At 57.3% G+C, this 1,341-nt stretch carries 1 protein-coding gene and 1 pseudogene; both read left to right on the plus strand.

Features of this window, described 5'->3' with window-relative positions; genetic code table 11:
- Positions 1-205, plus strand: a pseudogene (locus EOA23_RS36175) (KamA family radical SAM protein); the annotation flags it as partial.
- A 314-nt stretch (positions 206-519) separates the two neighbouring features.
- Positions 520-1,209, plus strand: a complete 690-nt coding sequence (locus tag EOA23_RS34735; protein ID WP_127307320.1) for a CoA transferase subunit A — start codon at positions 520-522, stop codon at positions 1,207-1,209.
- Positions 1,210-1,341: the final 132 nt, after the last annotated feature.

Below are 1,341 nucleotides of genomic sequence, written 5' to 3' on the forward strand. Positions count from 1 at the left end.
CCATAGCTTCGAGCATTATGACCGTCAGACAGGGATTGCGGTGTACCGGGCCCCATCTGTCCGACCAGACCAACTGTTCACATACCCGGATCCTTTGCACACACTCTCTCCAGATGCGCAGGCGGCATGGTCCGATCCCCAGCGCGCCAAGCGCATGCTGAGCGATGCGGTTGAGGCCGCTGGAACAAAATCGATGGCGCTTTGAGTGACCGATCGGTACGGCACGTGACATTGAGCGGGAAAACGATGGCGTACCGCGTCCAGCTCTCGCAGTTACTTGAGACCTGTCAGTCGCAGTTATGGTCAGTTTTGACTATTACGTCGAGAGGGAACCACCGCATAATCACAATCGAGGGTTTCCGCCGCCGACCAGCATTGTCGAAACTTATATCCTCCGTTCACGGTATCTATTTGCTTCCATCCCCTCCGGTATGATGTCTTCCCAATCCATAATTGTGCCGCGGAACGGAGTCGTGACCATGAACCATTGGCTGGAAACAGCCCGCATGGGAGAATTGGGTGCGTAACAAACTGACGGAAGTCGAAGAGGCGATCGCGGGAATTCGCGATGGAATGACTGTTATGATCGGCGGTTTCGGAGTGCCAGGAACACCTTTCACCCTTCTCGAGGAATTGGTGCGTCAGGCACCGAAGAACCTTACGCTTATCAAGAACGATGCAAACGAGATCGGGATGGGTGTCGACCTTCTGTTGAAGGCCGGCCTCGTAGAGAAGCTGATCGCATCGCACATTGGCCTGAACGCCAGGGCGGTCGAGCAGATGAATGAAGGCCGGCTGAAGGTCGAGTTCAACTCTCAGGGCATTCTGGCCGAACGCATCCGCGCCGCCGGTGCCGGCCTGCTTGGGATCGTAACCGACATAGGGGTCGGCACAATGCTGCAGAACGGCAAGACAGCGATTGACGTGGGCGGGCGGACTGCGCTGCTCGAAACTGCGCTCAAGGCCGACTATGCCCTAATCCATGCCGCCCAGGCGGACACTTTCGGCAACTTGAAATATGCCGCGACGGCGCGCAATTTTTCGCCGCTCATGGCGATGGCCGCCGACACGACCGTTGTCGAAGCGGAAGAAATCGTCGCGCTCGGCAAGTTTGCACCCGAGGAAATTCACACACCCGGCCCTTTCGTTCACAAGGTCGTCGGTCTCCCCGTTATCAGCGAGGCGTATGATGTCGTCCGACGCGCGTGAAATCATGCTGCGCCGTGCCGCGCTCGAACTCCATGACGGCGACACGGTCAATCTAGGCATAGGGCTACCCACCAAAGTGCTGACCTATGTCGCCTCTTCTCTAACCGTTTGCGTCCATTCCGAGAACGGAGT

This window comes from Mesorhizobium sp. M2A.F.Ca.ET.042.01.1.1, from assembly GCF_003997405.1.
GTDB lineage: Bacteria > Pseudomonadota > Alphaproteobacteria > Rhizobiales > Rhizobiaceae > Mesorhizobium.